Origin of the sequence: Nocardia panacis (assembly GCF_003598715.1) — a bacterium.
GTDB classification, from domain to species: domain Bacteria; phylum Actinomycetota; class Actinomycetes; order Mycobacteriales; family Mycobacteriaceae; genus Nocardia; species Nocardia panacis.
In genome coordinates this window covers 1-26644 of sequence record NZ_QZFU01000044.1, presented here as the reverse complement: position 1 = coordinate 26644, position 26644 = coordinate 1, and the positions used below count along the sequence as shown (strand labels likewise).

Below are 26644 nucleotides of genomic sequence, written 5' to 3'. Positions count from 1 at the left end.
GTTATCCGGGTGTACCGCGCAGGAAGGAGCACGCGATGGACTACGAGTCGCGAATGTACGAACTGGAGTTCCCCGCTCCGCAGTTGGCGTCCGACGACGGCGCGGGTCCGGTGCTGGTGCACGGGCTGGAGGGCTTCACCGACGCGGGGCACGCCGTGCGCTTGGCCACCACCCATCTACGCGAGAGCCTGGAGTCGGAGCTGGTCGCCTCGTTCGATGTGGACGAGCTGCTCGACTATCGCTCGCGCCGGCCGCAGATGACGTTCAAGACGGATCATTTCGCCGACTATGCCGAGCCCGAGCTGAATCTGTGGGCGCTGCGCGATACGGCGGGCACCCCGTTCCTGCTGCTGGCCGGGTTGGAGCCGGATCTGCGGTGGGAGAAGTTCACCACGGCGGTCCGGCTGCTGGCCGAGCAGTTGGGTGTGCGCCGCACCATCGGGTTGAGCGCCATTCCGATGGCGATTCCGCATACCCGTCCGTTGGGCATCACCGCGCACTCCTCGGATCGGGATCTGATCTCCGAGCATCAGCGTTGGCCGGGCGAGTTGCAGGTGCCGGGTAGCGCGTCCTCGCTGTTGGAGTTCCGGATGGCGCAGCACGGCCACGAATCGGTCGGATTCTCGGTGCACGTGCCGCACTATCTGGCGCAGACGGCCTATCCGGAGGCCGCGCAGACGCTGCTGGAGCATGTGGCCGACAACGCGGGCCTGGAGTTGCCGCTGGCCGCGCTCGGCGAGGCGGCGGCCAGGGTGCGCGAGCAGGTCAATGAGCACATCGCGGGCAATTCCGAGGTGGAGACGGTGGTGCACGCGCTGGAGCGCCAGTACGACAGCTTCGTGACGGCTCAGGAGAAGCAGTCCAGTCTGCTGGTCGGCGATGGCGAGTTGCCCAGCGGTGAGGAGTTGGGTGCGGAGTTCGAGCGTTTCCTCGCCGAGCAGGGCGGCTACGACGGCGGCTTCGGCGGTGAGTCCGGCGAGCAGCGGTAGGCAGGGCCTGAGCCCCGCCCGGCCCCGCGCCGGACTGCCGAGGTGAACGCGTCCGCGCCCACGCCGTAACCTTGTCGGAGTGGATCTGACCGAGCTGCTGGAGATTCCGGGGACAGATGTCGACGCGCTCTACGAGTCGTTCGGCATGTGGGCCGCCGAGCAGGGCACGCCGCTGTATCCCGCGCAGGACGAGGCGGTGCTGGAGTTGGCCTCGGGGTCCAATGTCATCCTGGCCACCCCGACGGGCAGCGGGAAGTCTCTCGTCGCGGTCGGCGCGCACCTTTTCGCGCTGACGCGGGGGCTGCGCAGCTATTACACCGCCCCGATCAAGGCGTTGGTCTCGGAGAAGTTCTTCGCGCTGTGCGAGGTGTTCGGCCCGGAGCGGGTCGGCATGGTGACGGGTGACGCGGCGGTCAATCCGGATGCCCCGATCATCTGCGCGACCGCGGAGATCCTGGCGAATCTGGCACTGCGCGAGGGCGCGGCCGCCGAGGTCGGCCAGGTGGTGATGGACGAGTTCCATTTCTATGCCGATCCGGATCGCGGTTGGGCCTGGCAGGTGCCGCTGCTCGAATTGCCGCGCGCCCAATTCCTTTTGATGTCGGCCACTTTGGGTGAGGTCGATTTCTTCAAGACGGATCTGGAGCGGCGCACCGGAAATCCGACCGCGATCGTGGCGGGTTCGCAGCGTCCGGTGCCGTTGATTTTCTCCTATGTGCGCACCCCTATCACCGAGACGCTGGAAGACCTGGTCACCACCAGCCTCGCGCCGGTGTATGTCGTGCATTTCACCCAGGCGGCGGCCCTGGAGCGCGCACAGGCGCTGACCAGCGTGAACTTCGCTTCGCGTGCGGAAAAGGACGCGATCGCCTCGGCCATCGGCGAATTCCGTTTCGCTTCGGGTTTCGGCAAGACGCTCTCGCGGCTGATCCGGCACGGCATCGGCGTGCACCACGCCGGGATGTTGCCGAAATACCGCAGGTTGGTGGAGCGATTGGCGCAGGAGGGGCTGCTGAAGGTGGTGTGCGGCACCGACACCCTCGGGGTGGGTATCAATGTGCCGATTCGCACGGTGCTGCTGACGGGGCTCACGAAGTTCGACGGGGTGCGCACGCGCAGGCTCAAGGCCCGCGAATTCCATCAGATCGCGGGCCGTGCGGGGCGCGCGGGTTTCGATACCATGGGCACCGTGGTGGTGCAGGCGCCCGAGCACGAGGTGGAGAACGCCCGGTTGCTCGCCAAGGCGGGCGACGATCCGAAGAAGCAGCGCAAGGTGCAGCGGCGCAAACCGCCGGAGGGTTTCGTCTCCTGGAGCGAGGAGACCTTCGACAGGCTGGTCGCGGCGCAGCCGGAGCCGATGGTGTCGCGGTTCACAGTGACGAATTCGATGCTGCTCAATGTGATCGCCCGCCCCGGCAACTGTTTCGACGCCATGCGGCATCTGCTGGAGGACAATCACGAGCCGCGTCCGGCGCAGCGCAGGCATATTCTGCGCGCGATCCGGCTGTATCGGGCGCTGCGCGACGCGGGTGTGGTCCAGCAGCTCGCCGAACCGGACTCCCAGGGCCGCCGAGCCCGCTTGACGGTGGATCTGCAGCGCGATTTCGCGCTCGATCAACCCCTGTCCCCCTTCGCCCTCGCGGCGCTGGATCTGCTCGATCGGGATGCGCCGAGCTATACCCTGGATGTGGTGTCCCTCATCGAATCCACCCTGGAGGATCCGCGCCAGCTGCTGATGGCCCAGCAGCATCGGGCGCGCGGTGCGGCGATCGCCGAGATGAAGGCCGAGGGGATCGACTACGACGAGCGTATGGAGTTGCTCGAGGAGGTCAGCTGGCCCAAACCGCTGGCCGAGCTGATCGAGCCCGCGTTCGAGACCTACCGGGCCGGACATCCGTGGGTGTCGGAGTTCGCGCCCGCGCCGAAGTCGGTGGTGCGCGAGATGATCGAGCGCGCCATGACCTTCGCCGAACTGATCTCGCATTACGAGCTGGCCCGCTCGGAAGGTGTGGTGTTGCGCTATCTGGCCGACGCGTATCGCGCGCTGCGCCGCACGGTGCCCGACGCCGCCCGCACCGAGGAGCTCGACGACATCACCGAGTGGCTGGGCGAGCTTGTCCGGCAGGTGGATTCGAGCCTGCTCGACGAGTGGGAGCAGTTGACCAATCCTGGCGCGGAGTCCGATAGCGACCAGGTTGCCTTCGGGGCCGAGGCGGTGCGCCCGATCACCGCCAATGAGCGCGCCTTCCGCGTCATGGTGCGCAATGCCCTGTTCCGCCGGGTCGAGTTGGCGGCGCGTCGCCGCTGGGACGAGCTGGCCGAACTGAGTCCGGGGCCCGACTGGGCCGCCGAACTCGCACCCTATTTCGCCGAATACGACTCGATCGGCTGCGGTCCGGACGCGCGCGGACCGCAGCTGTTCCAGGTGGAGCGAAGACCCGGCTTCTGGCGGGTGCGGCAGGTGCTCGATGACCCGTCGAACGACCACGGTTGGTCCTTCGACGCCGACATCGACCTCGCCGAATCGGATGCCGCGGGTGAAGTCGTCTTCGACGATATCGCTGTGAACGCAGGCTGATCCGTTCCCGCCGGATGCGACCCCGCCGTGCGCGGGGTCACCGGCTCGTGACACCGCGGTCGCGGGTCGTGCGCCCCGCCGCCGGATACGTGGTTTGACGGATTCGTATCTGGGTAGGGGCCGCTGATACTCTCTCCCCCGCTGCTGCCCCACGTGAAAGATCAACCATGCCCGAATCCCCGTACCTCGTCATCGACTTGGCTCGTGTTCGCGAGAATTACCGCGCGCTGCGCGCCGCGCTCCCGTCGGCCCGAATCCGCTTCGCGGTCAAGGCAAGTCCGGTGTCGGAGATCATCGAACTGCTCGCCGCCGAGGGCGCGGAGTTCGATGTGGCCAGCGTCGGTGAGATCGAGCAGTGTCTCGGGTTGGGTGTCGCACCCGAGCGATTGTGCTACGGCAACCCGATCAAGAAGGCGCGTGATATCGCGCATGCCTTCGCGCGAGGGGTGCGCCGCTACGCCTTCGACACCGAGGACGACCTGCTGCGCATCGCCGAGCACGCGCCGGGTGCGGAGGTGGAGTGCCGCTTCCTGTCGGCGGCCCCGCAATCCACCACGCCTTTCGGCGCGAAGTTCGGTTGTACGCCCACCGACGCGCTGCGGCTGCTGGTGCGCGCTCGCGATCTCGGCCTGCGCGTGGGCGGCCCTTACTTCCATGTCGGCTCCCAGCAGACCGATCCCGCCGCTTGGCGGATCGGCATCGAGCAGGCCGGTCGGATCGCTGAGGGCTTGGCGGACAAGGGAATTCCGGTAGCATCGGTGAATATCGGTGGGGGCCTTCCGATTTCGTATGCCGATCGGGCTCCCGGACTCGATGTTCTCGCGCCGGTCATCGCCGACGCCGCCGCCGAATACCTGCCCGAGACCGCCGGACTCGTTGTCGAGCCCGGCCGTGCGCTCGTGGGTTCGGCGGGCACGATCCATGCCGAGGTCATCGGCGTGCGCGCCGCCCCCGATGGGCGGCGCTGGATATATCTCGATATCGGCCGCTACAACGGCATGGCCGAGACCGAGAACGAATACATCGCCTACCGTTTCCGCACCGAACGTGACGGAGATCCGGTAGACGAGGCAGTGGTGGCCGGTCCGACCTGCGACGGAGACGATGTACTGTATCAACGCACGCAAGTCCTTCTGCCGACCACGCTGCGAGCCGGCGATCGAGTACAGATTCTCGACACCGGCGCCTATACCGCGAGCTATTCGTCGGTGTCATTCAATGGTTTTCCGCCCTTGACCGTTCATGTCTCGGGCGCTGAGCGAGAGTGAGTTTGCCCATGACGGCGGAATTCACCGGCTGGCATGTGCTGGCCGAGTTCGGTGGTGTCGACGCAGCCCTTTGCGACGATCTCGAACGACTCGAATCGGCGTTGCGTGAAGCTCTGATCGGTGCGGGTGTCACCATCTGCGATGTCGTACATAAAAAGTTCGATCCGCAGGGGGTGACCGTCCTCGCGCTGTTGTCGGAGTCCCACGCCTCGATTCACACTTATCCGGAGTCCGGCGACATTTTCGTCGACGTCTTCACCTGCGGCAGTATTGGCGCGGGTGCGACGAAAGCTGTCGATCTGCTGCGCGAGCGGCTGAATCCGGGCGATGTGCGTATGCAGGTGATCAAGCGCGGCCACGGGTCGACGAAGATCGAGGAGCCGGTGGGTGCGGGTCTGACCCGCATCTGGGATCTGCACGAGGTGATCGTCGATACGAACACCCCGTTCCAGCACATGGTGATCGCGCGGACCGACCAGGGTGTGAGCCTGTTCTCCGATGACGACCGCCAGTCCACCGAGTTCTCCCAGGTCACCTATCACGAGGCCATGATGGTTCCGGCCTTCGTGCTCGCCGAGAAGTTGGAGCGGGTGCTCATCATCGGTTCCGGTGAGGGTGTCGCGAGTCAGATGTCGGTGGCGGCGGGGGCTTCCCACGTCGATCATGTCGATATCGATCAGCTCGAGGTGGAGCTGTGTGCCGAACATCTGCCCTACGGCTACACCAGCGATGAGCTGACGCTGGCCGTGAAGGGCGAGGGTCCGGTGAAGGTGCATTACGCCGATGGCTGGGATTTCCTGGCCAAGGCGGCCGAGAACGGGACGCGCTACGACGTCGTCGTGATCGATCTGCCCGATGAGCGGGTCGAGGAGGCACAGCACAATCGCCTCTACGAGTCGGAGTTCCTGTCCCGCTGTCGCGCGCTGCTGGCGCCGGGCGGCGTGCTGACCGCGCAGGCGGGTTGTGCCACCATGTGGCGCAACGAAACCCTGAAGCGGTCGTGGGCCAGATTCCACGAGCAGTTCGGCACTGTCGTCCAGTACGGCAGCGACGAGCACGAGTGGACGTTCCTGTTCGGGCTCAATGAGCGGATCGATGACCCGGTCGCGGCGATGACGGATCGCTTGGCCGTGCTCCCCTACCGCCCGGAGACGATCGACGCCCGCGCCCTGGTGCGCGGCGCGATCGAGCCGCACGCGCTGCGCGTGTAGCGACTGCTGCGGAACGCACCGTCCCCCTCGGGAAATCCTTGGGAGACGGTGCGTTTCGCGTATCACGTGGGCGATGGCCGACCGAACCGAACGACCCCTGCGACGTGTCGCCGAATCCGGGACGGATCGTAAGCCGAAGGCGCACCATGATTTCAGCCGACGAATCCGAGGAGAACGGGGGGCGCGATGACCGGTTCGGGTGGTGTGCTGCCGACGCTGCGGACCGTGGCCGCCATGGCGGCCCTCATCGGCTTGGTCGTGTTGGCGCTTGGGCTGTTCGGGTCGACGGCGGATCCGAATCGCGTCCCCAATTGCGGTGCGACACCGATGCTGCCGGGCACCTCCTGTGCCGACGAATCCGGATCCTTCACCTATGAGGCCAAAATGGCCGAGCAGCGACACACCTTCGAGGTGGCCGATCAGCGCACCACCCTCGGGGCCGATGTCGCGGCGATCGGCGCACTGGTCAACGTCGGTGTGATGGTGCTGTTGAAATGGCTTGGTTGACATCGACTTTCGGTGTTGCGGAGCCGATGGCACGGTTTCGGCGCGGTGGGGGCATTCCTAAGATTGTCTTCAGAGTTGGCGACCCGAGTTGCCGTTGCCGCCGTCATCGCCGAGCATGTGCGGATGGCTGGTTCAGTGGATGACCTGCGGCTGGACGAGCTGCCGGTCCGACCTATTCATCGTAAACTCGTCGTTCTGGTCGGATTCGGCTTGTTCTTCGATCTCTACGAATTGTTCTTGGCGGGCACCATCACCGGCGTGCTCAAGCAGCAGTTGCACCTGTCGACCTTCGAGTTGAGCGGAATCCTGGCCTCGGCCTTCGTCGGTCAGTTCCTGGGCGCGATCACCATCGGCAGGCTTTCGGATGTCTTCGGCCGTCGCCGCATGTTCCTGGTGAATATCGCGCTGTATTCGGGGTTCACGCTGCTGGGCGCGTTCAGCCCGAATGTGGTGTTCCTCATGGCGACTCGCTTCCTGGCGGGTCTGGGCATCGGCGCGGAGATGACGGTGTCGGACACCTACCTGTCCGAGGTGATGCCCGCGCAGGTGCGCGGACGGATGATCGCCTTGGCGTACACGATCGGCTTCTGCGCCGTGCCGTGCGTCGGATTCCTGGCGAAGTGGTTGGTTCCGTTGCGGCCCTTGGGTATGGACGGGTGGCGCTGGTTGTTCGTGATCGGCGGACTCGGCGCCGCGGTGGTGGTCGTAGCGCGCAGGCAGATGCCGGAGTCGCCGAAGTGGCTGGCCCGGCGCGCGCAGGGGGCGCAGGCGGCCGCACCCTTCACGGCGATCGTGCGCGCGCCGTATACCGGTCGCACCGCGCTGTTCTCGGCCGTGATGATCCTGGAGGTGTTCGGCTACTACGGTTTCGGGACGCTGGCCGTTCTGGTGTTGCAGGCCAAGGGTTTCGCAGTCGTCACCTCGCTCAGCTATCTGGCGGTGACGTATCTGGGTTATCCGCTCGGCTCGTTGATCGCGGTCCCACTCATGGAGCGGGTGGAGCGCAAATATCTGGTGATGGTGACGGGCATGCTGATGGCCGTCTTCGGTCTGCTGTTCGGGTTTGCCACCTCGGTGCCGCTCATCCTGTTCGCGGGCGGCTGTTTCACCTTGGCCAGCAATGTGTTCTCCGACGCACTGCACGCCTATCTGCCGGAGTCCTTCCCGACTTCGGTGCGCGGCACCGCCTCCGGTGTGACCTACTCGCTGTCGAAGGTCAGCACGGCGGTGCTGCCGTTCGTGCTGCTGCCCATCCTCGACGGTCACGGGTCGGGTCCGGTGTTCGCGATCATCACCGCCGCCCTGACGCTGATGACGGCCCTGATCTGGGTATGGGGTCCGGTGACGGGTCGGCGCGCGCTCGACTGATTCAGTCGGATTCCACCTGGCGGCGCAGGAAGGCGGCCAGTCGCGTGGCGGCGAATTCCTCGGCGCGCCAAGTCGTCTCGGAGTATTCGGCAGTCCAGACGTAGGCCGACGCGAGGCGATCCCCCGGCGTCACCGGCACCGTGCGCAGGACGTATTCGGCGTCCTCGAAGGCGTCGAGCACACGCCATTCGTCGGCGGTGAGGTCGGTGAGCAGGATGCCCGAGGTGGTGGCGTCCGCGTCGGGAACCAGACCGGGGTAGACCCGGCCGGGCAGTTCGGCCGCGCGCCACCCCGGCGCCGATACCGGCGTCGCGGCCGGGTGGCGACCGAGCAGTCCGGTCAGCACCTGCGGGAATCGCAGGGTGCCGTAGGCGAATAGCGGATGCCGCTGCTCGGGATTCATGCAGTGGCTCCGGCGGGACGGTGTTCGCGGATGATGTCGGCCAATCGGGTGAAGTCATCACGGCGGGCGGTGGAGGCGCGGAAGACCAGGCCGAGGGTGCGACCGGGGGCGGGCACCGCGAAGTGGGCGGTATCCAGTGTGCCGCGCGCGGTTTCGCTGGCGACCGCCATCTCCGGGATCAGGGTCAGACCGAGACCGCCCGCGACACACTGCACGACGGTGGTCAGCGAGGTGGCGCGGGTATCGCCGACGGCGGCCGGATGCACCTCGGCCCCGCGACAGAGCTCGAGGGTTTGATCGCGCAGGCAGTGGCCCTCGTCCAGCAGTAGCAGCGGTAGGGATTCCAGGGCGGCGGGCGCGAGGTCGCGGCGGCCCGCCAGCGCATGTCCGCGCGGGGTGACGAGCACGAATTCCTCGGTATAGAGCGGGATCTCGAGCAAACCGTGGGTCGCGGTCGGCAGTGCGAGCAGCGCCACGTCGAGCAGTCCGGTGCGCAGTCCGTCCAGCAGGTGTGCGGTGCGATCCTCGATGACCTGCGGGATCAGCGCGGGCACCCGCTCGCGCAGGGCGGGCAGCAGCCGGGGCAGCACATAGGGAGCTACCGTCGGGATGATACCCAGGCGCAGGGTGCCGCCGAGTCCGTCGCCCGAGGCCGAGGCCATGAATCGGTCCGCCGCCTCGAGTGTGGCTATTGCCTGCGGCAGCAACCTTTTTCCGGCGGCGGTGACCAGAACCCGCCGGGTGCTGCGTTCGATGAGCCGCAGTCCCAACCCGTGCTCCAGGGCGGCCAGTCCCTGCGATAACGTGGGCTGGCTCACACCGAGCCGGGTCGCCGCGGTCCCGAAGTGACGGTATTCCGCGATCGATACGAACGCACGCAGCTGTGACAGGGTGGGCTGATAAGTTTGATCAGTCACGCCTATCAGTCTAGTGCGACCAATCACCTTTACCTTTCAGCACCCGGTCCGGCAAGATCACCGTGGAGCTTTCCAGCTAACCGAACATGACGAGGAGACGAGCATGGCACTGCTGACCATCGGCGACCAATTCCCGGCATACAACCTCACCGCCGTGATCGGCGGCGATCTGTCGAAGGTCGACGCTCAGCAGCCCGAGGACTACTTCACGCAAATCACCAGCGACGATCACGCGGGCAAGTGGCGCATCGTGTTCTTCTGGCCGAAGGACTTCACCTTCGTCTGCCCGACCGAGATCGCCGCCTTCGGCAAGCTCAACGAGGAATTCGCCGACCGCGACGCCCAGGTGCTCGGCGTCTCGGTGGACAACGAGTTCGTGCACTTCCAGTGGCGCGCCCAGCACGAGGACCTCAAGACCCTCCCCTTCCCGATGGTCTCCGATCTCAAGCGCGAATTGGTCGCCGCCACCGGCGTTCTCAACTCCGACGGCGTCGCCGACCGGGCCACCTTCATCGTGGACCCGAACAACGAGATCCAGTTCGTCTCGGTCACCGCGGGTTCGGTGGGCCGCAATGTGGACGAGGTGCTGCGGGTGCTCGACGCGCTGCAGTCCGACGAGCTGTGCGCCTGCAACTGGAAGAAGGGCGACCCGACCATCAACGCGGGCGAACTGCTGGCCGCGAGCGTCTGACCCGCCGAGAATCCGGCCGACCCGGATTCTGGCCAGAGAGAAGAGGAATCGTCCAGTATGAGCATTGAGAACCTGAAGAACTCATTGCCCGAGTACGCCAAGGACCTCAAGCTCAATCTGTCCTCGATCGCACGCACCACCGTGCTGAACGAGCAGCAGCTGTGGGGCGTCCTGCTGGCGGCGGCCGCGGCCACCCGCTCGGCGGGTACACTGCGCGAGATCGCCGAGGAGGCGGCCGATATCCTGTCCGAGCAGGCGTACAACGCCGCGCTCGGCGCGGCCTCCATCTGCGCGATGAACAATGTGTTCTACCGCAGTCGCTCCTTCCTCGGCGGCCGCTACGACGATCTGCGGGTCGGGCTGCGGATGAATATCATCGGCAATCCCGGTGTGGACAAGAACGATTTCGAGTTGTGGTCGCTCGCGGTGTCGGCGGTCAACGGCTGCCAGCACTGCCTGGTCGCCCACGAGAAGGAACTGCGCGACGCGGGTGTGTCGCGCGAGGTGATCTTCGAGGCGCTGCGCACCGCGGGCATTGTGGCGGGCGTGGGTCAGGCCGTGCAGTCCACCGAGGCTCTCGCGAGCGCGGCGGTCTGATCCGAACGAAATCGATTCGGCCCCTATCCATTCCGGATAGGGGCCGTTTCGAATTCACCGACCGGACAGAGTTCCGGCAGCCGGACCATTCACCCCTGCCGAGCCGAAAAAGCTTGTAGCCTGGTATTCCAGTCGTCTTGGGGATGCGAGAAGCCATGAGCACAGAGCAGCAGAACCCGAATCCCGATCAGCCTTTCTTCGATCCGGTGATCTACGGGAACGGTCCGGACGACAATGTCACCGACACCGCCGAAACGGCCGCCGTCACCCATCATTCGATTACCGTCGGTGGCCGCGATATCGCCTACACGGCCACGGCGGGCCATCTGGTGACGGTGGATCCGAGCAGTTCGCAGCCGAACGCGAAGATGTTCTATGTCGCCTTCACCGAGGACGGCGCCCGCGAGGAGGACAGACCGGTCACCTTCTTCTACAACGGTGGTCCGGGTTCATCGGCGGTGTTCGTTCTGCTCGGCTCGTTCGCGCCGCGACGCATCAAGACCAAACTGCCGGATTTCACTCCGCCCGCGCCGTATTCGATGGAGGACAATCCCGACAGCCTGATCGACCGCAGCGATCTGGTGTTCATCAATCCGGTGGGCACCGGATATTCCGCGGCCGTCGCCCCGCACCGGAATCGGGAATTCTGGGGTGTGGACCAGGACGCGGAATCCATCAAGGATTTCATCAAGCGCTACCTCACCAAGAACAATCGGTGGAACTCCCCCAAATTCCTGTTCGGCGAGTCCTACGGCACGCCGCGCAGCTGTGTGGTCGCCTATCGACTGCACGAGGACGGCGTCGATTTGAACGGCATCACGCTGCTGTCATCGATTCTGGACTATCGGCAGGTCGGCAATCCGATCGGTCTGCTGCCGACGGCCGCCGCCGACGCCTGGTATCACCGGCGGCTCGGCGTCACCCCACCGCCGACCGAGCTCGCCGCCTTCGCCGCGCAAGTCGAGGACTTCGCCGATGGACCGTATCTGGCGGCGCTGCAGGCCTTCCCGAAGCCGGACCCGGCCACGGTCGACCAGCTCGCCGCGTACACGGGCATCGACAAGACGACGCTCACCTCGTGGAGTCTGCTCATCGGATACCCGTTCCTCACCGCGCTGCTGGCCGACCGGAATCTCGCGCTCGGCGCCTATGACGGCCGGGTCACCGGAATCGACTCCGGTATCGCGGGCCGGGTCGACCCGAATTCCGGCGGCAACGATCCGACCATGGCCGCCGTCTCCGGCGTCTACACCGCCATGTGGAACTGGTATCTCAACGAACAACTGAAGTACACCTCGAACTCGTCGTTCACCGACCTCAACGATCAGGTCTTCCACGGCTGGGATTTCACGCACACCGACCCGACCGGTGCCAAGCAGCCTGCCGGATCCCTCTACACCGCAGGCGATTTGGCGGCCGTCATGGCGATCAATGTGGACCTGAAGGTGCTCTCGGCCAATGGCTACTTCGATTTCGTCACCCCGTTCCACCAGACCGTGCTGGATCTCGCGGCGATGCCGCTGCAGGATCCCGCGGTGCGCCGGAACCTGACCATCCGCTTCTACCAGTCGGGGCACATGGTCTACCTCGACGGTCATTCGCGCACCGCGCTCAAACAGGATCTGGTGGCGCTGTATCACGATGTGGTCAGCGACAGGGCGGCGCTGAGCCGGGTCCTGTCGCTGCGCGCGGAGTAGGACCCTGGTCAGACACGCACGTAATCGGCGAGGTGTTCGCCGGTGAGGGTGGCGCGTCCGGCGACGAGTTCGGCGGGGGTGCCTTCGAAGACGATCCGGCCACCGTCGTGGCCCGCACCGGGACCGAGGTCGATGATCCAGTCGGCGTGCGCCATCACGGCCTGGTGGTGTTCCACCACGATCACCGATTTGCCCGCGTCGACCAGCCGGTCCAGCAGGCCGAGCAGATGTTCGACATCGGCGAGATGCAGCCCGGCCGTTGGCTCGTCGAGGACGTAGATACCGCCCTTGTCGGCCATATGGGTGGCCATCTTCAGCCGCTGCCGCTCACCGCCGGACAGTGTGGTGAGCGGTTGTCCCAGACCGAGATAGCCGAGACCGACCTCGACCAGCCGCGTCAGAATGGCATGGGCCGCCGGTAGTCGCGCGGCCTCGGAACCGAAGAACGCCGCGGCCTCGTCGACCGACATGGCGAGCACCTCGCTGATATCGCGACCGCCGAAGTGGTATTCGAGGACAGCGGCCTGATAGCGCTTGCCGTCGCATTCCTCGCAGACGGTGCTGACCCCGGCCATCATGCCCAGATCGGTGTAGACCACGCCCGCACCATTGCAGTTGGGGCACGCGCCTTCCGAATTGGCGCTGAACAGCGCGGGTTTCACCCCGTTGGCCTTGGCGAAGGCCTTGCGGATCGGTTCGAGCAGACCGGTGTAGGTGGCCGGATTGCTGCGCCGCGAACCCCGGATGGCGGTCTGATCCACCGAGACCACCTCCGCGTCCTTGGGCATCGAGCCGTGCACGAGTGAACTCTTGCCCGAGCCCGCCACACCCGTCACCACCACCAGCACGCCGAGCGGGATATCCACGTCGACCTCCTGCAGGTTGTGCGTGGAGGCGCCGCGAATCGCCAATGACCCCTTGGCCTTTCGCATCGTCTTCTTGAGCGCGGCGCGATCGTCGAAGTGGCGGCCGGTGATCGTGCCGCTCTTGCGCAGACCGGCCACCGTGCCCTCGAAGCAGATGGCGCCGCCGCCGGAACCCGCGCCGGGACCGAGATCGACGATGTGATCGGCGATGGCGATGGTCTCCGGTTTGTGCTCGACCACGAGCACGGTATTGCCCTTGTCCCGCAGGCGCAGCAGCAACTTGTTCATCCGCTCGATATCGTGCGGGTGCAGCCCGATCGTCGGCTCGTCGAAGACATAGGTGATATCGGTGAGCGAGGATCCGAGATGTCCGATCATCTTCACCCGCTGCGCCTCCCCGCCCGACAGGGTGCCCGACGGGCGCTCCAGCGCGAGGTAGCCGAGCCCGATCTCCACGAAGGAGTCCAGGGTGTGGCGCAGGCTGGTCAGCAGCGGCGCGACCGACGGATCGGCGCGGTCGCGGACCCAGTCGGCCAGATCGCTGATCTGCATCGCGCACAGGTCGGCGATATTCATCCCGTCGATGCGCGCGGATCTGGCCGTCTCGCTGAGTCGGGTGCCCGCGCAGTCCGGGCAGGTGGTGAAGGTGACCGCCCGCTCAACGAAGGCGCGGATATGCGGTTGCAGCGTCTCCTGATCCCGGTTGAGCATCGACTTCTGAATCTTGGGGACCAGACCCTCGTAGGTCAGGTTGATGCCGTTGATCTTGACCTTCGTCGGCTCCCGGTAGAGGAAGTCGTGCGACTCGCGCTTGGTGAACTTGCGGATCGGCTTGTCCGGATCGAAGAATCCGCACTCGCGGATCACCCGGACCACCCAGCCGTCACCGGTGTAGCCCGGAATCGTGAACGGATCCTCCGAGAGCGCCTTCGAATCGTCGTAGAGCTGGGTCAGATCGATATCGGAGATCGCGCCCCGCCCCTCGCAGCGCGGACACATCCCGCCGATTCGCTCGAAGGTGCGCTTCTCGGCCCGCTTGTTGCCGCGTTCGACGGTGATCGCGCCGCTGCCCCGCACGGTGGCGACATTGAACGAGAACGCCTGCGGCGAGCCGATGTGCGGTGTGCCCAGTCTGCTGAACAGGATGCGCAGCATGGCGTTGGCGTCGGTGGCGGTGCCCACCGTGGAGCGCGGATCCGCGCCCATGCGCTGCTGGTCGACGATGATCGCGGTCGTCAGACCGTCGAGCACGTCGACTTCTGGGCGGGTCAGCGTCGGCATGAAGCCCTGGACGAAGGCGCTGTAGGTCTCGTTGATCAGGCGCTGCGATTCGGCGGCGACGGTGCCGAACACCAGCGAACTCTTACCCGATCCGGAGACGCCGGTGAAGACGGTCAGCCTCCGTTTGGGTATCTCGAGGCTGATGTCCTTGAGATTGTTCACCCGCGCGCCGTGCACGCGGATCAGGTCGTGACTGTCGGCGAGGTGCGATGCGCGCGCGGGGCTCATTGATCTCCCTGGAGGGTTCGCGGATGGGTGGGCTCAGCGCACTTCCTGGATGCGGACGAGATTGCCCGCCGGATCGCGGAAGGCGCAGTCGCGCACCCCGTAGGGCTGATCGGCGGGTTCCTGGACGACCTCGGCGCTGCCCGCCTGCAACTTCTCGAAGGCGTCGTCGACATCCTTGGTTGCCAACAGAATGCTGCCATAGGTGCCCTTGGCCATCATCTCGGTGACGGTGCGGCGCTCGTCCTCGGTGAGACCCGGTGTCGCGGCGGGCGGGTACAGGACGATGGCGGTATCGGGCTGATCGACGGGACCGACGGTGATCCAGTGCATGCCGTTGTATCCGACGTCCTTGCGGACCTCGAAGCCGAGCAGATCGCGGTAGAAGGCGAGGGCGGCGGCCGGGTCGTCCTGCGGGAGAAAGCTGGCATTGATGGTGATGTCCATGGCTTTCACGCTAATTGCGGCTCGGTTGCCGATGCTTCTCGATTCCTGATCGGTCTGGTGACCTGTTTGGCCACGCAGGAGGGCATGCCCTCGGTGGCGTCGGCCGCCTCGCGCCGGTAGACGCTTGGCGGTACACCGACCAATTCGGTGAATCGGGTGCTGAAGGTGCCCAGCGAGGAGCAGCCGACCGCGAAGCAGACCTCGGTGACGCTCAGATCGCCGCGCCGCAGCAGGGCCATGGCGCGCTCGATCCGGCGGGTCATCAGGTACGCGTAGGGCGATTCGCCGTAGGCGGCCCGGAATTGGCGGCTCAGGTGGCCTGCCGAGATGTGCGCGTCGCGGGCCAGCGCCTCGACGTCGAGCGGTTGGGCGTACTCCCGGTCGATGCGGTCGCGGACGCGACGCAGGCGGGCCAGATCCCGCAGGCGCTGCTCGGCTGGGGTGCTGCTCACCTGCGCATCGTGCCACACGGGGCCGGACTCGGTCGAGATTCGCGCGCCCCGATGCCATGGTCGCCCAGGTACTCGGCAAGGGAAGAGCGGCGGCTCGACGTCGGCGACACCAAACGGTCGTATAGGCGCTTTCCTCGCGCGGGTACGCTTTGACGGCATGGGCACACAGGTTGATGTGGTACGCGTATTCACCGATGCGGCCGGTCAATTCGGCAATGAACTGGGGGTGGCGCGGGCGAGCGAGATCGCCGAGAATGCGCGCCAGCACACCGCCGAGCAGCTCGGCTTCAGCGAGACGGTCTTCGTCGCCGACGCGGTGGACGGGGTGGCGCGGGTGCGCATCTACACCCCCACCATCGAACTACCATTCGCCGGACACCCCACCGTGGGCACCGCGTGGTGGTTGGCCGAGCAGGGGCAGGTGGTGCACACCCTGGAGGTGCCCGCGGGTCCGGTCGCGGCCCAGTTCACCGATGGGCTCACCTGGGTGCGGGCGCGCGCCGAATGGGCGCCCAGGTTCACCTTCGCCGAGGTCGGCGCCGCCGAGGAGGTGCTGGCCCTGCGCTCGGAGGACTATTCGGAGGGCCAGCACTACGTCTGGTGCTGGGTGGACGAGTCACGCGGCGAGATCCGCTCCCGGATGTTCGCCCCCGGTCTCGGCATCGCCGAGGACCAGGCCACCGGGGCGGCGGCCGTCGCCATCACCGCGCTGCTGCGCCGCGGACTGAAGATCACCCAGGGCACCGGTTCGCAGTTGTTCACCGAATGGGATTCCGACGGGTGGGTGCGCCTGGGCGGCCGAGTGGTGCCCGCCGCACCCGTCGAGGTCTGACGCGGCGGGCAAGGTCCGACGCGGCGCGCGAGGTCACCGCGAGGACAGCCGGAACAACCCGAATCCGCGCCGCCACGGCGGGACGGGCCTGGTGTCGAGCGCTGCCATGACGCGGGACTCCAGCCGGGAAGGCGGTCGGGTCTCGTAGAGCACCGCCAGGCGCGCCAGCACCTCCCGCGTGGTGCGCACGATCTCCAGGAAGGCATATCTGATGTTCGGGTCGGCGGCGGCGAGCCGGGACTCGATATGTCGGCGCTCGATCTCGGCGACCGCGTCCAGCGCGTAGGGATAGGCCAGATCCAACAGGCCCGAATCGGGGCGGGCTCGCTCAACCATCCGCGCACTCCCCCGCCAGTCCGGACAGCACCGCTACCAGACGCGCCCGCACCACCGCGACCGGCAGCGAAAGACGCTGGGCCGCTTCGCGATAGGTTCGGCCCCCGAAATAGATCGGTCCGAGGATCGCCCGATCACCCGTCCGCGCCCCCGGCCACTCGGCCGGATCGGAGATCGAATGCCCTGACCCACAGCCGAATTCGGCCGCGTCGCGCAGCCGCTCGATCGCGGCCCGATGGGTCAGCGCGATCACCCACCCCATCGGGCCGCCCCACTCGGCCGCACCGTCCACCGCGGATTGTCGTGCCGCCGACCACATCCGCAGATACACCTCCCGCGTCACTTCCTCCGCCACCGCCCGATCATTCGATATCCGCAGCGCCAACCCGTATGCCCGCGGCGCTGTCATCCGATAGAAGCGCCGGAACGCCGCACGATCGCCCGCTCCGGCAGCGCGCAGCAGTCGACGCAGCCGCTCGTCCACCGTCGCGCGCTCCCGCGCGATCCGGCCACCGCCACGCCTTGCCGACTCCATGCCCGCCATACCGAATGTTCGGTGGCCGATCGCGTCCGGATTGGTCTGTCGACCCGATTCGTCCGAAATCCTGGAATCGCCGGGGCATCACCCATTTCGGGTCGAATTCGGTTGCCGCGTCTACTGATTCGAATGCGCACCGGGCGAGATCAATTCGGCCGCGCATCGGACCGATGCGGGCAAATGAACTCGGCCACTCAGCGGGCTGAATCACGGGCGACTCAGCGCCAGATGGCGGCCACCAGCATGTAGGCGGTGCCGAGATCCATGACGATATGCGAAAGCAGGGACCAGCGGCCGGGCACAGGGTGCGGCCAGTGCAAGGGGCGGGCAGCGACGGCACTGTAGAGGCCGACGCAGGCGTCGATGACGAAGAGGGCCACGAGAAGCGCGGTCGGAACGAGCGCGGGACCACCAGTGGAATGACCGGACATGGCGTACCACATGGCCGCCGCCGCGAGGACGTGATAGCCGATGGCGAGCGCCCGATGGCGGGCTCCCGGCCGGGCGGCGCCGCGCCACTCGGCGAGGCGCGCGACGAGCAATCCGGCATAGGCCACGGTCATGGCGGTGAGCACATTGCCGAGGGCATGGGCGCGGGGGAAGATCAGCATGACGATCATGACCAGGCACATCAGCAGGTGCGCCGCGTCGGACTCCCGGCAAACCGCCGAATCGGCAAGCACCGAACCGGAATTCACCGCGACGGGACGGACCGGTCGCAACCGCGCGCCGACCATCGCGCCCGCCGCGACGAAGGCGAGCAGCGCCGTCCATCGCAGCGCACCGTAGTGCTCGACGAACTCCGCCACACCGCACCGCCTTTCACCGCATCGCCCACCATGCTCGCATCCGACCCGGCGACACCCCGGCATCGGTATTCCCGAATCCGGTACGCGCGCGCCGAATTCACCGGGCGCGCGCCCCCGCCTCGCGGGCGAAGCGCCCCGGCGAGATCCCGCGCCACTGTTTGAACGCGTTGGAGAAGCTGGGCGCACCGGAATAGCCCATGCGATAGGCGACATCCTCGACGGTCAGCCCGGTGGACAGCAGTTCCTCGGCGAGGCTGCCGAAGGTCTGCGCGCACAACCGCCGATAGGAGGTGCCCTCGTCGGCGAGGCGGCGACGCATGGTGCGCAGACTCATATGCATGGTGGCGGCCACATCCTGCTGGGTGATGCGACCGTTCATGCGGTGCATGAGGATCTGCCGCACCGCGCCCGCCACCCCCTGTCGCATCCCGCGCCGCTCCAGCAGTTCCGCGCACCGCTCGTCGAACAGCAACGCGGTGAGCGGACTCGCGTGCGGCATCGGACCGTCGATCTGCGTGGTGTCGAACACCGCCAGGTGCGGGCCGACACCCTCGGAATTGGGGATGGCGAAATCCTCCAGCGCGGGCCGGATCCGCTCGCGCAGTCCGGCCGCGATCTCGGCCCGCTTGACCGGCGGCGGCGCACCGAAGACGAGCAGCCAATTCGTCAGCAGCGCCGACACATCGCGCTCCAGCAGGAAACCGCGCACCTCGCGCGGCACATCCCTGTCGTCGAGGTAGAGCAGCATCTCATCGCCCTCGTACCGGTGCCAGGCGCGGGCGAAGGAGGTCATCAGGCTGAAATAGCGCATGGCCACCTCGATGGCCGCGCGCTGGGTGGGGCTGCTCATCACCGCGAGGGCGAAGATACCCAAAGTGGTGATGCGGGTGCGGGTTCCCGCCTCGATGCCGAGGCCGTACTCGTCGCCGAGGGCGGTCACGATATTGCGGGCCAGTGAAATCTCCTGGGACGCGGGTATTTCCGCACCGGGGGTCTCGAGCAGGATCGGATCGATACCGGTGTCGCGCAGGCAGTCGGTGCGACCGAGCCCGTGATCCTCGGCAACCTCCACCAGGATCACCGCATTGTCCACCGACCGCCGCCATTCCCAAGCGGCCACCACCCCATGGTTTCCTCCGCCGGCCGAAATCGGCAAGGTTTTGGCCGGACATCGAAAGGACATCCGCACAGCCGCTTTCCATGCCCTCCCGGTTGCCGAGGTGGCCGGTAACCGTAACAGCGTGACCCGTTATCGCATGGAACGACGCGGTGGCGACCACCTAGCGTCTAGGGCAGAAGGAGGCAGGCGAAAACATATGTCCAGAAAGACACTTGCGGGCAAACGCGTCGCGATCACCGGTGGCGCGCACGGCATCGGACGCGAGACCGCACTGGCATTCCTGGCCGAGGGGGCCGATATCGCGATAGGGGACATGGACAGCGGATCCGTGCGTGCCCTCGCCGATCACCTCGTCCGCATCCATGGCGGCACGGTGGTCGGCCTTCCCCTCGACGTCACCGATTCCCTTGGGTTCGCGGGCTTTCTCACCTGCGCGGACCGCAAACTCGGCGGACTCGATGTGGTGGTCAACGCCGCCGATATCGTGCCGACCGGCGGCGCGTTCCTCGCCGAGACCGAGGCGGAGGCCGATCGGCAGATCGATGTGAACCTGCGCGCGGTCATCACCGGAACTCGGCTCGCCGCAGCGCGTTTCGTCGAACAAGGGCACGGGCAGATCGTGAATATCGGCACCGCCGCGGGCGTGCCCGGCGCGCTCGGGATCGCGGTGTACACCGCCACCAGGCACGGCGTCGTCGGATTGGGCGCGGCGCTGGATCGAGAGTTCGCCGAACACGGGGTCACGGTCAGCACGGTGGCCGCCGGGGCGGTCTGCGATACCGAGGCGGTGGCGGACACCGTCGTCGCCTGTGTGGCGCGCCAACTGGGCGGACTCATCACCGTGCGCAGGCCGGGCGCGGCGCGCGGCGCGGCCGTGCGCGAGGCAGCGCGCCGGTTGCTCGGGGCGCGGACGCCCGCCCTGTTGGGTTGAACAGGTTTGTGCAATAGCGGGTTTCGGTGAAGCACGGTCCGCGCCGAGCTCACGTCGCGCCGCGTGAGCTCGGCGCCGACCAGGTTTCGCCGAATACCCGCGAACTCAGCCCAGCGCGGCGACGAATCCGGCGACGAGTTCGTCGACCTGTTCGTCGGTCATCACGAACGACGGCGAGATCTGCATCGCGCCCTGGCCTGCGGCCCGACCCGAAATACCGTGGGCACGTAGGGTTTTCACCATGGACAGGCCCTCGGCCGGATCGGCGAGCTGCACGGCGGCCACCGCGCCGACGCCGCTGCGGATCTCGGCGACGCGGGGGTGCTCGGCCAGCGGGGCCAGCTTCGCGTGCAGGGTCGTCTCGAGGCGCGCGGCGGCATCGAGCAGGCCCTCACGCTCGATGATGTCGAGGTTGGCCATGGCCGCGGCGGCGGAACCCGCGTGTCCGCCGTAGGTGTAGCCGTGCCGCCACCAGACGCCGCCCGCGAAAAACGGTTCGGCGATGTGCGGGGCGATGAATACCGCGCCCATCGGCAGGTAACCGGAGGTCAGGCCCTTGGCCGTGGTCATCAGGTCCGGTTCCAGACCGAAACGCGTCGAGGCGAACCAGGACCCGCCGATCCGCCCGAATCCGGTGACGACCTCGTCGGCGACGAAGAGGATGTCGTGATCGCGGCAGATGCGGCGCACCTCGGCGAGGTACCTCTCGGGCGGCAGGTAGATCCCGCCCGCGCCGATGATCGGTTCGCAGAAGAAGGCGGCGATGCGCTCCGCGCCCACCTCCTCGATCAGGGCGAGCAGCGCCTTGGCCTCGTCCCAGGCGATGGTGCGGGTGTCGGGCATCAGTTCGCCGTAGCCCTCCCGGTTGACCGGGATGCCCGCCAGCGCGGTACCCGCGACGTGCATGCCGTGATAGGCGCGCTGCCGTCCGACGACGATGGTCTTGCCGGGACGGCCGAGTTCGTGCCAGTAGCGGCGGGCGAGTTTGGCGGCGGTGTCCACCGAGTCGGAGCCGCCGGAGGTGAAGAAGATCTTGCTGCCGGGAACCGGCCCGATGGCGCTGAGCCGTTCGGCCAGCGCTTGGGTCACCGGCTCGGTGATATCGCCGAAATTGGAGTAGTGCGCGATCCGACGCAACTGGGCGGCGACGGCATCCGCGATCTCGCCGCGGCCGTGCCCGACATTGGTGAACCACAGCCCCGCGGTGGCGTCGAGGTAGCGGGCGCCCGCCGCGTCGTAGACGTAGGCGCCCTCGCCGCGCGCGACCGCGAACACACCGTCACGGGTGACGGCCCCCATATCGGCGAATCCATGCCATAGCGCATCCATGCCTCCACCCTTACCAGGCAGGTGGCGTCACAGTACGAACCGGGTTACCGACTCGCAGCGAGATCTTGCCGCGGACGACGACCCGTTCCACGCACTCGAACGCGCCGAGACGCAACCGGACTACGCCTCATCGAGGACGAGTGCCTGCGCGCCGAACCGGCCTGGACCGAATCCACCGCCGCCGAACCACGTTCGGGCACGCCGCACCGGAATAAGAACGAGATCGCCTAGGCGGGCGCGCAATCCGGGCGCGCCGCGCTCGAACCGTAGGCTTGGCCCTGCCGAGGACCCGTTTCGAACACCGCCACCACCCGCACCGGGCCGCGCTGCGAACCGCAGGGGATCTTTCGCTAGGCTGGGAGCGCAATGACCAGGACAGCCGACGTGAGTCTCCGCGAGCTACGCACCCGTCTGGACGCGGTGACCCTGCGCGACGAACACCGATTGCGACGCCGCCTCGACCGCGCCCGCGGCGGCGACCTGACCGCCGTCGAAGCCGAGATCGCCGCCGCCGAGGCGCGAGTGGCGGCCCGGCGCGCGGCGGTCCCCGCCATCGAGTATCCCGAGCAACTCCCCGTCTCGGCCCGGCGCGATGATATCGCCGCGGCCATCGCCGCCCACCAGGTGGTGATCGTGGCGGGCGAGACCGGATCGGGCAAGACCACGCAGATCCCCAAGATCTGCCTCGAACTCGGGCGCGGCATCCGGGGCGTCATCGGGCACACCCAGCCGCGCCGCCTCGCCGCCCGCACCGTCGCCGAGCGCATCGCCGAGGAACTGCACACCGAACTCGGCGATATCGTCGGCTATACGGTCCGATTCACCGATCAGGCCTCCGAGCGCACACTGATCAAACTGATGACCGACGGCATCCTGCTCGCCGAGATCCAGCGCGACCGACTGCTGCGCCGCTACGACACGATCATCATCGACGAGGCGCACGAGCGCAGCCTCAATATCGACTTCCTGCTCGGCTATCTCAAGCAGTTGCTGCCGCGCAGGCCCGATCTCAAAGTGATCATCACCTCGGCCACCATCGATCCGGAACTGTTCGCCCGGCACTTCGCCGACGAGCGGGGCGAACCCGCGCCCATCGTGGAGGTCTCGGGCCGCTCGTTTCCGGTCGAGATCCGCTATCGCCCACTGTCGCTGGAGCTTCCGGCCACCGACGATCCCGACGACGAGGACACCGCGGTCCTCGACCGCGATCCCACCGACGCCATCGCCGACGCGGTCGACGAATTGTTCGCCGCAGGCGACGGCGATGTGCTGGTCTTCCTCTCCGGGGAACGCGAGATCCGCGACACCGCCGACGCGCTGCGCGAACTGAAGCTGCCGCGCACCGAGATCGTGCCGCTGTACGCGCGGCTCTCGGCGGCCGAGCAGCACCGGGTCTTCCAGTCGCACACTGGAAGACGCGTGGTGCTGGCCACCAATGTCGCCGAGACCTCGCTGACGGTGCCCGGTATCCGCTACGTCATCGATCCCGGCACGGCGCGCATCTCGCGCTATTCGATGCGCACCAAGGTGCAGCGGCTGCCCATCGAACCCATTTCCCAAGCCTCGGCGCGGCAGCGCTCGGGTCGCTGCGGCCGGGTCGCCGACGGTATCGCTATTCGTCTGTATGCCGAGGACGATTTCGAGGCGCGGCCCGCCTTCACCGAACCGGAGATCCTGCGCACCAACCTCGCCGCGGTCATCCTCCAGATGACGGCGCTGGGGCTCGGTGATATCGAGGGCTTCCCGTTCGTCGAGGCGCCCGACCGGCGGGCCATTCGCGACGGTGTCGCGCTGCTCGAGGAGTTGGGTGCGCTCGCGCGCGCGGCGGGCGGTGCCGCAGGCGAGGCCGAGGCGGGCCTGACGCTCACCGAGATCGGCCGGGAGATGGCGCAGTTGCCGGTGGATCCGCGCATGGCGCGAATGCTGGTGCAGGCCAACCGCACCGGCAACCTGGCCGATGTGCTGATCATCGTGGCGGCGCTGTCGATCCAGGATGTGCGCGAGCGCCCGGTGGAATTCCAGCAGGCCGCCGACACCAAACACGCCCGGTTCGTGGTGGAGAACTCCGATTTCCTGGCCTACCTGCGGTTGTGGGAGTATCTGGCCGAGCGGCGCAAGGCGCTGTCGTCCAATCAGTTCCGCCGGATGTGCCGCGAGGAATTCCTGCACTATCTGCGGATCAGGGAGTGGCAGGATCTGCACGGGCAGTTGCGGACCATCACGCGCAGCCTCGGCTGGACCTTGCATCCCGTCGAGGATCGCGAGCCGCGCGAAACCGGCGGTGACACAGGGACTGCCAAGAGTGACGAACGCGCGAGAAAGGGTCGCGCCGCCGCGGCGGGCCGCGCGAAGCCTCCAGCTGCGGTAGGGGAAGTCTCCGACGAATTACCCTGGGACGCAACGGGTATCCATCAGGCCCTGCTGTCGGGCATGCTCTCGCACCTCGGCGTGCGCGAGGCCGAGACCCGTGAATTCCTCGGCGCGCGCAATGCCAAATTCATGATCTTCCCCGGCTCCGCGCTGGCCAAGAAGCCGCCGCGCTGGGTGATGGCCGCCGAACTGGTGGAGACCTCCCGCCTGTGGGGCCGGATGGCCGCGCGGGTGGAACCGGAATGGGCCGAGCGGCTCGCCGGCGATCTGGTCAAGCGCACCTACTCCGAACCGCACTGGTCGGCCAAGCGGGGTGCGGCCATGGCCTACGAGCGGGTCACGCTGTACGGGATCCCGCTGGTCACCGGGCGGGCGGTCGACTTCGGCCGCATCGACCCGGAACTGGCCCGCGAACTGTTCCTCCGGCACGCGCTGGTCCAAGGCGAGTGGCAGACCAGACACGAGTTCTTCCATCGCAATCGCGCGCTGCTCGAGGATGTCGCCGATCTGGAGCATCGGGCGCGCCGCCGCGACATCCTGGTCGACGACGAGGTGCTGTTCGAGTTCTACGACCGGCGCATCCCGGCCGATATCGTCTCGGTGCGCCATTTCGACAGTTGGTGGCGCACCGCGCGGCGCCAGGATCCGACACAGTTGGACTTCTCGGCCGAGACCGTCGTCAATGCCGGAGCCGCCGCCTTGGACCCGACCGACTTCCCGGACGCCTGGCGGCAGGGCGAGCTGAGTTTCCCGCTCACCTATCAATTCGAACCGGGTCAGGCCGAAGACGGTGTCACCGTGCGCATTCCGATCGCGCAACTGGCCCACGTGCGGGCGGTCGGCTTCGACTGGCTGGTGCCGGGCATGCGCGAGGAGTTGGCCGCCGCGCTGATCAAGACGCTGCCGAAGACATTGCGGCGCAGCGTGGTTCCCGCACCGGATTTCGCCGCCGCCGCGCTGGCCGCGCTCACCCCGCGCGCCGAACCGCTGCGGACCGGACTGGCGCGAGAGTTGTCGCGGCTGGGCGCGGTCACCATCACCGCCGCGGATCTGGATCCCACCGCGCTCCCCGATCACCTGCGCATGACCTTCGCCGCCACCGACGCCTCCGGCGCCGACGTCGCCTCCGGCAAGAGTCTGGCGGCGCTGAAAACGCGACTGGCCGAACAGGTTTCCGCCTCTGTCGCGGCCGCCGCCGCAGCCTCGGAGCGGTCCGCGACCACGGTGTGGACCTCGGAATCGCTGGGCAGCCTGGATGAATCGGTGCGGCGCGAGGTCGGCGGACAGACCGTCACCGGCTATCCCGCGCTGGTTCCCGAGGGCGACGGTGTGGCCGTGCGGGTGCTCAGTTCCCCGGCGGCGCAGGCGAACGCGATGCGCGCGGGCACCAGGGCGCTGGTGCTGCACGCCATTCCCACTTCGGTGCGCACCGTCACCGCCGCACTGCGCCCGGCCGAACGCCTGGCGCTGAGCCAGAATCCGTACGGCTCGCTGGACGCGCTGATCGAGGACTGTCGCGCCGCCGCGGCCGATGAGCTCATCGCCGCGGCGGGCGGACCGGTGCGCAGCCCGGACCGCTTCGATGCCCTGGTGGCCCGCATCCGGCCCGAACTCACCGCCGCGGTGGCCCGCTACGTCCGGCTGGTGGTGCCGATTCTCGCGGCGGCGCACCGGGTTTCGACCGCGCTCGCCGACACCGCCGAGCGGGATATCGCCGACGATGTCCGCCACCAACTCGGTGAGCTGGTGTTCCCCGGTTTCCTCTCGGAGTGGGGCGCGGCCCGACTCGCCGAACTCCCCCGCTATCTCCAGGCCGCACTGATCCGGTTGGAAGCGCTGCCGGGTTCGGCCGTGCGCGACCGCCAGGGCATGGTCGAACTCGACCGCGTCCTGACCGCCTACGACCGATCGACCGCGAATCTGCCCGAGGCGCGCCGCGGTTCCCCTGCCGTCACCGAGATCTGGTGGATGATCGAGGAATTCCGGGTCAGCCTCTTCGCCCAGCGCCTCGGGACGCCCTATCCGGTCTCCGCCAAGCGCATCGAGAAGGCCATCGCCACGATCCGGTAGCGCCGTTCGACCGGATCGAACTCATTCGGTCGCGGCGGCGGCACGGACGCGCCGCATCTCGGTGATCTCCCGCTCGAAATCCTCGGCGGAGGTGAACGAGCGGTAGACCGAGGCGAAGCGCAGGTAGGCCACCTCGTCCAGGTCGCGCAGCGGGCCGAGGATGGCCAGGCCCACCTCGTGGCTGGGCACCTCGGGGGAGCCCTTGGCGCGCACGGCGTCCTCCACCTGCTGGGCCAGCAGGTTCAGGGCGTCGTCGTCGACCTCGCGGCCCTGACAGGCGCGGCGCACACCGCGAATGACCTTTTCGCGGCTGAACGGTTCGGTGACACCGCTGCGTTTGACGACGGACAGGATGGCGGTCTCGACCGTGGTGAAGCGTCGTCCACACTGCGGGCAGGAACGTCGCCTGCGGATGGCCGTGCCTTCCTCGGTCTCGCGCGAGTCGACCACCCGTGAGTCAGGGTGTCGGCAGTACGGACAATGCATCCGGGAGATCCTTTGTCGATTCGCTCGCTCGCGACCGGGCCGACACACGATCGGGGCGATCGGTCCAGCGAGCTCGTGTACAGGGGTCTGAACCCGCGAGCAGGTATACCTCTGTTGACACGCGGTATACCTCCATAGCATTTCGAGGATACCTGTCCGGTAACCGACAGCTATGCACTAGGCCCCACGTGGCCTAGGCCCAATGCCGCTCAGTTAGTGGGTTGGGCTGGGTGTCAAGTGGATCGTGTTGTCGTGCGCGTGGGGGCATGAGAGTAGGACAGCGGAACTACTGGTAGAGAGATCTTGTCCGCCAAGACAAACCGCTC

General features: G+C 67.3%; 23 protein-coding genes. 12 read left to right on the top strand and 11 right to left on the bottom strand.

Annotated features, from left to right (window positions below; all coding sequences use genetic code 11):
- Positions 1-35 precede the first annotated feature (35 nt).
- The 6 genes from D5S18_RS30370 (at position 36) to D5S18_RS30345 (ending at position 7921) form a co-directional block, all read left to right on the top strand.
- Positions 36-989, top strand: a complete 954-nt coding sequence (locus D5S18_RS30370) for a PAC2 family protein (RefSeq protein ID WP_120044569.1) — start codon at positions 36-38, stop codon at positions 987-989.
- Positions 990-1068: 79 nt separating this feature from the next.
- Entirely contained in the window at positions 1069-3567 is a 2499-nt protein-coding gene (locus D5S18_RS30365; protein ID WP_120044568.1) for a DEAD/DEAH box helicase, read from the top strand.
- 167 nt (positions 3568-3734) lie between these two features.
- Positions 3735-4835 (top strand): type III PLP-dependent enzyme, encoded by a 1101-nt coding sequence (locus D5S18_RS30360; protein ID WP_120044567.1) that lies wholly within the window; start codon positions 3735-3737, stop codon positions 4833-4835.
- A gap of 8 nt (positions 4836-4843) precedes the next feature.
- Positions 4844-6046: an adenosylmethionine decarboxylase gene (gene speD, locus D5S18_RS30355; protein WP_120044566.1), complete on the top strand. Its 1203-nt coding sequence runs from the start codon at positions 4844-4846 to the stop codon at positions 6044-6046.
- Between the two features lie 186 nt (positions 6047-6232).
- On the top strand, positions 6233-6553 hold the full coding sequence (locus D5S18_RS30350) for a hypothetical protein (RefSeq protein ID WP_120044565.1): 321 nt from the start codon (positions 6233-6235) through the stop codon (positions 6551-6553).
- A gap of 123 nt (positions 6554-6676) precedes the next feature.
- Positions 6677-7921 (top strand): MFS transporter, encoded by a 1245-nt coding sequence (locus D5S18_RS30345; protein ID WP_120044594.1) that lies wholly within the window; start codon positions 6677-6679, stop codon positions 7919-7921.
- A gap of 1 nt (position 7922) precedes the next feature.
- Here D5S18_RS30345 and D5S18_RS30340 read toward each other — a convergent pair whose 3' ends face one another.
- Both D5S18_RS30340 and D5S18_RS30335 read right to left on the bottom strand, forming a co-directional pair.
- Complete coding sequence (locus tag D5S18_RS30340; RefSeq protein ID WP_120044564.1) at positions 7923-8324, bottom strand: gamma-glutamylcyclotransferase family protein; 402 nt, start codon at positions 8322-8324, stop codon at positions 7923-7925.
- Positions 8321-9241 (bottom strand): hydrogen peroxide-inducible genes activator, encoded by a 921-nt coding sequence (locus D5S18_RS30335; RefSeq protein WP_120044563.1) that lies wholly within the window; start codon positions 9239-9241, stop codon positions 8321-8323. The genes D5S18_RS30340 and D5S18_RS30335 overlap by 4 nt, the downstream gene beginning before the upstream one ends.
- 103 nt (positions 9242-9344) lie before the next feature.
- Between D5S18_RS30335 and D5S18_RS30330 the strand changes: the two genes are divergently transcribed.
- The 3 genes from D5S18_RS30330 (at position 9345) to D5S18_RS30320 (ending at position 12226) form a co-directional block, all read left to right on the top strand.
- Positions 9345-9932 (top strand): peroxiredoxin, encoded by a 588-nt coding sequence (locus D5S18_RS30330; protein WP_120044562.1) that lies wholly within the window; start codon positions 9345-9347, stop codon positions 9930-9932.
- A 57-nt stretch (positions 9933-9989) separates the two neighbouring features.
- Positions 9990-10529 carry an alkylhydroperoxidase, AhpD family gene (gene ahpD / locus D5S18_RS30325; protein WP_120044561.1) on the top strand — a complete coding sequence of 180 codons (540 nt, stop codon included), beginning with the start codon at positions 9990-9992 and terminating at the stop codon, positions 10527-10529.
- Positions 10530-10684: 155 nt separating this feature from the next.
- Positions 10685-12226 (top strand): S10 family peptidase, encoded by a 1542-nt coding sequence (locus D5S18_RS30320; protein ID WP_203236993.1) that lies wholly within the window; start codon positions 10685-10687, stop codon positions 12224-12226.
- A gap of 8 nt (positions 12227-12234) precedes the next feature.
- Here the strand turns inward: D5S18_RS30320 and D5S18_RS30315 are convergent, their stop codons facing one another.
- Genes D5S18_RS30315 through D5S18_RS30305 form a run of 3 tightly spaced genes read right to left on the bottom strand, consistent with a single transcriptional unit; the run spans position 12235 to position 15497 of the window.
- Positions 12235-14601, bottom strand: coding sequence for an ATP-binding cassette domain-containing protein (locus D5S18_RS30315; protein ID WP_120044560.1), 2367 nt, complete (start codon positions 14599-14601; stop codon positions 12235-12237).
- A 33-nt stretch (positions 14602-14634) separates the two neighbouring features.
- Complete coding sequence (locus D5S18_RS30310; protein ID WP_120044592.1) at positions 14635-15045, bottom strand: VOC family protein; 411 nt, start codon at positions 15043-15045, stop codon at positions 14635-14637.
- A 5-nt stretch (positions 15046-15050) separates the two neighbouring features.
- On the bottom strand, positions 15051-15497 hold the full coding sequence (locus D5S18_RS30305; RefSeq protein WP_120044591.1) for a helix-turn-helix transcriptional regulator: 447 nt from the start codon (positions 15495-15497) through the stop codon (positions 15051-15053).
- 157 nt (positions 15498-15654) lie between these two features.
- Here D5S18_RS30305 and D5S18_RS30300 point away from each other — a divergent pair, with 157 nt between their 5' ends.
- Positions 15655-16329, top strand: a complete 675-nt coding sequence (locus D5S18_RS30300) for a PhzF family phenazine biosynthesis protein (RefSeq protein ID WP_120044559.1) — start codon at positions 15655-15657, stop codon at positions 16327-16329.
- 33 nt (positions 16330-16362) lie between these two features.
- On the opposite strand, the gene D5S18_RS30295 is transcribed toward D5S18_RS30300, so the two are convergent.
- The 4 genes from D5S18_RS30295 to D5S18_RS30280 form a co-directional block, all read right to left on the bottom strand.
- On the bottom strand, positions 16363-16665 hold the full coding sequence (locus tag D5S18_RS30295; RefSeq protein WP_120044558.1) for an RskA family anti-sigma factor: 303 nt from the start codon (positions 16663-16665) through the stop codon (positions 16363-16365).
- Positions 16658-17200 carry a sigma factor gene (locus tag D5S18_RS30290; RefSeq protein ID WP_158608036.1) on the bottom strand — a complete coding sequence of 181 codons (543 nt, stop codon included), beginning with the start codon at positions 17198-17200 and terminating at the stop codon, positions 16658-16660. The genes D5S18_RS30295 and D5S18_RS30290 overlap by 8 nt, the downstream gene beginning before the upstream one ends.
- A 221-nt stretch (positions 17201-17421) precedes the next feature.
- Positions 17422-18012: a DUF5134 domain-containing protein gene (locus D5S18_RS30285; RefSeq protein ID WP_158608035.1), complete on the bottom strand. Its 591-nt coding sequence runs from the start codon at positions 18010-18012 to the stop codon at positions 17422-17424.
- A gap of 97 nt (positions 18013-18109) precedes the next feature.
- Entirely contained in the window at positions 18110-19132 is a 1023-nt protein-coding gene (locus tag D5S18_RS30280) for an AraC family transcriptional regulator (protein WP_239004095.1), read from the bottom strand.
- 196 nt (positions 19133-19328) lie between these two features.
- Here D5S18_RS30280 and D5S18_RS30275 point away from each other — a divergent pair, with 196 nt between their 5' ends.
- Entirely contained in the window at positions 19329-20063 is a 735-nt protein-coding gene (locus tag D5S18_RS30275; protein WP_158608034.1) for an SDR family NAD(P)-dependent oxidoreductase, read from the top strand.
- 105 nt (positions 20064-20168) lie between these two features.
- Here the strand turns inward: D5S18_RS30275 and D5S18_RS30270 are convergent, their stop codons facing one another.
- The gene (locus D5S18_RS30270) at positions 20169-21392 is read right to left on the bottom strand and encodes an aminotransferase family protein (RefSeq protein ID WP_120044554.1); all 1224 of its coding nucleotides are present in this window, start codon (positions 21390-21392) and stop codon (positions 20169-20171) included.
- 366 nt (positions 21393-21758) lie between these two features.
- On the opposite strand from D5S18_RS30270, the gene hrpA reads away from it, so the two are divergent.
- On the top strand, positions 21759-25832 hold the full coding sequence (gene hrpA / locus D5S18_RS30265; RefSeq protein WP_120044553.1) for an ATP-dependent RNA helicase HrpA: 4074 nt from the start codon (positions 21759-21761) through the stop codon (positions 25830-25832).
- A 21-nt stretch (positions 25833-25853) separates the two neighbouring features.
- Here hrpA and nrdR read toward each other — a convergent pair whose 3' ends face one another.
- Positions 25854-26318 carry a transcriptional regulator NrdR gene (gene nrdR / locus D5S18_RS30260; protein ID WP_120044552.1) on the bottom strand — a complete coding sequence of 155 codons (465 nt, stop codon included), beginning with the start codon at positions 26316-26318 and terminating at the stop codon, positions 25854-25856.
- Positions 26319-26644: the final 326 nt, after the last annotated feature.

What these genes read in the sequence shown, in the direction of transcription:
- D5S18_RS30350 (WP_120044565.1), top strand. Translation starts at nt 6,233, where the DNA reads ATGACCGGTTCGGGTGGTGTGCTGCCGACGCTGCGGACCGTGGCCGCC.
- D5S18_RS30310 (WP_120044592.1), bottom strand. Translation starts at nt 15,045, where the DNA reads ATGGACATCACCATCAATGCCAGCTTTCTCCCGCAGGACGACCCGGCC.
- D5S18_RS30360 (WP_120044567.1), top strand. Translation starts at nt 3,735, where the DNA reads ATGCCCGAATCCCCGTACCTCGTCATCGACTTGGCTCGTGTTCGCGAG.
- speD (WP_120044566.1), top strand. Translation starts at nt 4,844, where the DNA reads ATGACGGCGGAATTCACCGGCTGGCATGTGCTGGCCGAGTTCGGTGGT.
- hrpA (WP_120044553.1), top strand. Translation starts at nt 21,759, where the DNA reads ATGACCAGGACAGCCGACGTGAGTCTCCGCGAGCTACGCACCCGTCTG.
- D5S18_RS30370 (WP_120044569.1), top strand. Translation starts at nt 36, where the DNA reads ATGGACTACGAGTCGCGAATGTACGAACTGGAGTTCCCCGCTCCGCAG.
- D5S18_RS30300 (WP_120044559.1), top strand. Translation starts at nt 15,655, where the DNA reads ATGGGCACACAGGTTGATGTGGTACGCGTATTCACCGATGCGGCCGGT.
- D5S18_RS30340 (WP_120044564.1), bottom strand. Translation starts at nt 8,324, where the DNA reads ATGAATCCCGAGCAGCGGCATCCGCTATTCGCCTACGGCACCCTGCGA.
- D5S18_RS30295 (WP_120044558.1), bottom strand. Translation starts at nt 16,665, where the DNA reads ATGGTTGAGCGAGCCCGCCCCGATTCGGGCCTGTTGGATCTGGCCTAT.
- D5S18_RS30290 (WP_158608036.1), bottom strand. Translation starts at nt 17,200, where the DNA reads ATGGAGTCGGCAAGGCGTGGCGGTGGCCGGATCGCGCGGGAGCGCGCG.
- nrdR (WP_120044552.1), bottom strand. Translation starts at nt 26,318, where the DNA reads ATGCATTGTCCGTACTGCCGACACCCTGACTCACGGGTGGTCGACTCG.
- D5S18_RS30275 (WP_158608034.1), top strand. Translation starts at nt 19,329, where the DNA reads ATGTCCAGAAAGACACTTGCGGGCAAACGCGTCGCGATCACCGGTGGC.
- D5S18_RS30330 (WP_120044562.1), top strand. Translation starts at nt 9,345, where the DNA reads ATGGCACTGCTGACCATCGGCGACCAATTCCCGGCATACAACCTCACC.
- ahpD (WP_120044561.1), top strand. Translation starts at nt 9,990, where the DNA reads ATGAGCATTGAGAACCTGAAGAACTCATTGCCCGAGTACGCCAAGGAC.
- D5S18_RS30270 (WP_120044554.1), bottom strand. Translation starts at nt 21,392, where the DNA reads ATGGATGCGCTATGGCATGGATTCGCCGATATGGGGGCCGTCACCCGT.
- D5S18_RS30315 (WP_120044560.1), bottom strand. Translation starts at nt 14,601, where the DNA reads ATGAGCCCCGCGCGCGCATCGCACCTCGCCGACAGTCACGACCTGATC.
- D5S18_RS30345 (WP_120044594.1), top strand. Translation starts at nt 6,677, where the DNA reads ATGGCTGGTTCAGTGGATGACCTGCGGCTGGACGAGCTGCCGGTCCGA.
- D5S18_RS30320 (WP_203236993.1), top strand. Translation starts at nt 10,685, where the DNA reads ATGAGCACAGAGCAGCAGAACCCGAATCCCGATCAGCCTTTCTTCGAT.